At 60.6% G+C, this 3,998-nt stretch carries 5 protein-coding genes; all 5 read right to left on the bottom strand.

Annotated features, from left to right (window positions below; all coding sequences use genetic code 11):
* Window positions 1-239: 239 nt before the first annotated feature.
* Entirely contained in the window at window positions 240-533 is a 294-nt protein-coding gene (locus WC509_09105; protein ID MFA5007600.1) for a hypothetical protein, read from the bottom strand.
* 28 nt (window positions 534-561) lie between these two features.
* Window positions 562-1,014 (bottom strand): SsrA-binding protein SmpB, encoded by a 453-nt coding sequence (smpB, locus tag WC509_09100; GenBank protein MFA5007599.1) that lies wholly within the window; start codon window positions 1,012-1,014, stop codon window positions 562-564.
* 11 nt (window positions 1,015-1,025) lie between these two features.
* Window positions 1,026-3,113 carry a ribonuclease R gene (gene rnr / locus WC509_09095; protein MFA5007598.1) on the bottom strand — a complete coding sequence of 696 codons (2,088 nt, stop codon included), beginning with the start codon at window positions 3,111-3,113 and terminating at the stop codon, window positions 1,026-1,028.
* A 69-nt stretch (window positions 3,114-3,182) separates the two neighbouring features.
* Window positions 3,183-3,404 carry a preprotein translocase subunit SecG gene (gene secG, locus WC509_09090; protein MFA5007597.1) on the bottom strand — a complete coding sequence of 74 codons (222 nt, stop codon included), beginning with the start codon at window positions 3,402-3,404 and terminating at the stop codon, window positions 3,183-3,185.
* A 120-nt stretch (window positions 3,405-3,524) separates the two neighbouring features.
* Window positions 3,525-3,998: phosphopyruvate hydratase (eno, locus tag WC509_09085; protein ID MFA5007596.1), on the bottom strand; the 474-nt coding region annotated here is incomplete at its 5' end.

Here is a 3,998-nt window from a genome sequence, read left to right as displayed (position 1 = left end):
TATTGTCTTCGCGAACGAGCCTAAGGCGGCGACCCGTTTTGCTATCCTGCTGACTGGAGGTTCCTCAAACCCGCAGGCTGGAAGGAGGAACCCCGCTACCTATGCTTAGGCGGCGAAAGCGAAATTGTTGTTGGCAGTTATTTGCCGGTGCGTGTATAGTCCGCCGACTGCATGCTTGCTCGACTCGAACTGCCCTGTCGAATCCAGAACAGCCCCATGTGGGTGAAACGACTTGCCTGTTACTTCCGACCCGTCGGCGGCATCCGCCATGCGTCGGCCGCCGGATCGGATCGGTGTGCGATTTTCCTCTCCTGTTTCTTCTGCACGGCGCGCATCACGAGCCATGCGAGCACGAGGGCCGTCACGAATCCCCAGAGGACGAGGATCAGGACGAGGGTATTGTCCCAGAGCGCGCGGAAGACCAGAATCAGGATCCCGCCGAAAGCGCCGATGATGCCGAGGAGGGTTTCCCTCCAATAATGGAATCGATAGAAGGCGTTCCTGTCTTCATTCGTATTCGAATTTCTGATCATTCCTGCCTCCTTCGAGCCTTCTAGGCCTTCAATCGACCGCGATGTTCTTCATCGCCTTCTGCATCCTCCGCTTCGAGTCCGCTTCCTTCGCGACCTCGCGCTTGTCGTACTGCTTCTTGCCCTTCGCGAGCGCGATCTCGATCTTGCACAGCCCTTCCTTCAGGTACACCTTGGTCGGGACGAGCGTGAGCCCGTCGGTCTTGAGGCGCTGCCCGAGCTTCAGGATCTCATGCTTCCGCATCAGGAGCTTGCGCTCGCGCAGCTCCTCGTGGTTGAAGATGTTGCCGTAGTCGTACTTGGCGATGTTCATGTTGAGGACGTAGAGCTCGCCGTCCTTGACCCGGCAGTAGCTGTCGGAGACCGAGACCTTGCCGGCGCGGATCGACTTGATCTCGGTCCCGGTGAGGACGATGCCGCACTCGAACGACTCGAGGAAGAAGTACTCGTGCGACGCCTTCTTGTTGCTTGCGATCACTTTCATGGCTTCTCCTCTCAGACGAGTTCGAAATCGACTTGTCCCTTCAGGGGATTGGCCCCGAGGAGCTTCACCTTCACGACCATGCCTATAGTATACTCTTTCCGCGAGGAAATGCCAAGATAGACCATCTTGTCCTCGATGAACTCCATCGCTTCCTTGAAGGTCGACATGTGGACGAGTCCTTCGACGGTGTTCGGCAGTTCGACGAACATCCCGAAGCGGGTGAGCGTCGAGACGACGCCCTCGAAGACTTCGCCGACGTGCGGGATCATGAACTCGGCCTTCTTCATGTCCATCACCTCGCGTTCGCAGAGCATCGCGACGCGCTCGGCCTTGCTGGTAGCCTCGGCGATGTCGGGGAGGACGTCGCCGAAGCGGGAGATCATCTTCTTCGTCACCGGACCTGAGAACAGGTAGCTCCGGAGGAGGCGGTGGACGGTGGTGTCGGGATAGCGCCGGATCGGGCTGGTGAAATGGGTGTAGTTCTCGAACGCGAGGCCGTAGTGGCCGTCGTTGCTTTCGGAGTAGCGGGCCTTCGCCATCGACCGGAGCATCAAAGTGTTGATGACCTTGTCGAACTTGGTGCCGTCGACGGCGGTGAGGAGCTGCTGGAGGTCGACCGGGGTGATCTTCTTCGGAATCTTCTTCTGGTAGCCGAGCTCCTTCGCGAGCTTGAAGAGGGCGGAAAGCTTGTCGGGGTCGGGGTTCTCGTGGATCCGGAAGAGACCCGGCAGGCCGAGCTTCATGAAGTGGCCGGCGACGGTCTCGTTCGCGATCAGCATGAACTCCTCGATGATGCCCTCGGAGATCCCGCGGTCCTTGACGACGATGTCGACGACCTTGCCGTCCGCATCGAAGACAAGCTTCGGCTCGATCGTCTCGAAGTTGATCGATCCGGCCACGGAGCGCTTGTCGTAGAGGATCTTCGCGAGGTCGCGCATCGCCGGCGCGACGGCGGCGATGGCGGGATACGCGGCGATCGTCTGGACGTCGCCGGCGAGAATCCTGTTCATCTTCGTATAGGTCATCTGGGCGCGGCTTCGGATGACGGCCTCGACGATTTCGTAGTCGGTGACGTCGCCCTTCCGGTCGATCGTCATGAGACACGACATCGCCAGCCGCTCGACATCAGGGTTGAGCGAGCAGATGCCGTTCGAGAGTTCCCGCGGAAGCATCGGGATGACGCGGTCGGCGAGGTAGACGGACGTGCCGCGACGGTAGGCCTCGGCGTCGAGGGCGGTGTTCTCCACAACGTAGTGCGAGACGTCGGCGATGTGGACGCCGAGCCGGTAGTTTCCGTCCGAAAGGATCTCGAGCTCGACGGCGTCGTCGATGTCCTTCGTGTCCTCGCCGTCGATCGTGAAGATCAGACGGTCGGTGAGGTCGCGACGGCCTGCGCGCTCGGCCGGTTGGACGGTCGCGGGAATCTTCGCGACTTCGGCCTGGACCTCGTCGGGGAATTCGACCGTGAGGCCGTGCTCGGCCACGATCGTGAGGATCTCGATGCCTGGATCGGTCGGATGGCCGATGATCTCGATCGGCTTGACGTCGAGGATCCTGCTTGCGGAATAGCGGAGGATCTCCGCCTTCACGACGGTATGGTCCTTCAGGTTCTGGCGGAACTGCGGGCGGACCTTGAAGAGGTACTCGCCGATCGGGTTCTTGGGGAAGACGGCGCCCTGGAAGTACTCGCCGACGACGACTTTGAGCCCCCGCTCGAGGATCCGGAGGACGGCGCCCTCGAGGCGGCCGTCGTCGGACCGGCGGGTGATCCGGACGAGCACGCGGTCCTTGTCCATCGCGTCCTCGACGTTTCCGCGCGGGATGAAGACGTCGGGGCCCTCGGTGCCTTCGGGCCGGACGAAGCCGTAGCCTTGGCGCTTCAGATCGATCGCGCCCCTGACGAGGCCGAGGCGCTCGACGGTGTCGTAGCGCTCGCGACGGTTCTTCGCGATCACGCCGCGGCGCTCGAGGTCTTCGAGGGTCGTCCGGAGGATCTGGCGGTCCACTTCGGATCTGACGCCGAAAAGGGCCGCGAGGCCTTCGAAGTCGGCGGGCACGTAGCGTTCGCCTTCGATGATCTTCATGATGTCGTAAGCCATGTCACCGCCTCCTTTCAAGACCGCGGAATTTCACCGAAGGGGGTAAAAAAAAGGACACTTCGTCGTGTCCTAGAGGATGATGGCGAGAATCGTGACGACCGCGAACACCACGGACATGCCGACGGTGAGGCGCGTCAGGAAGAGTTCCGGCCCGCGCTGCTTCTGGTTCTTGAAGAGCTCGGACTTCTCCCCGGAAAACGTATTCTTGACATCGTCCTTCGACTCCTGGATCATCACCAGGGCGATCAGGAGCACCGATACGACAAGCAACAGCCAATCCAGAAATCCCATGAAGAATCCCTCCGTATGCTGCCGGAAGAACGTTCCGGAATCAGCGGCTAATATACCTATGATATTATACCATAAAAAAAGCCTTTGGGAAGACCCAAAAGCTTTTTGATTTGATGCGATTCACTTCTTGACGCTGTAGAACGACTTCATCCCCTGGTACTCGGCGATCTCGCCCAGTTCCTCCTCGATCCGGAGGAGCTGGTTGTACTTCGCGATCCGGTCGGTGCGGGAGAGCGATCCGGTCTTGATCTGGCCGGCGTTGGTCGCGACCGAGATGTCGGCGATCGTGGAGTCTTCGGTCTCGCCGGAGCGGTGGCTCACGACGGCGGTGTAGCCGGCCCGCTTCGCCATCTCGATGGCGTTGAAGGTCTCGGTGAGCGAGCCGATCTGGTTGACCTTGATCAGGATCGAGTTGGCGATCCCTTCCTTGATGCCGCGGGCGAGGCGCTCGGTGTTGGTGACGAAGAGGTCGTCGCCGACGAGCTGGATCTTCTTGCCGAGCTTCCTGGTGATCATCGCCCAGCCTTCCCAGTCGTTCTGGTCGAGGCCGTCCTCGATCGTGATGATCGGGTACTTGTCGACGAGGCCGGCGTA

Source organism: Candidatus Izemoplasmatales bacterium, assembly GCA_041649275.1.
Classification (GTDB): domain Bacteria; phylum Bacillota_I; class Bacilli_A; order Izemoplasmatales; family Hujiaoplasmataceae; genus UBA12489.
This window is presented reverse-complemented; position numbering and strand designations above follow the sequence as displayed.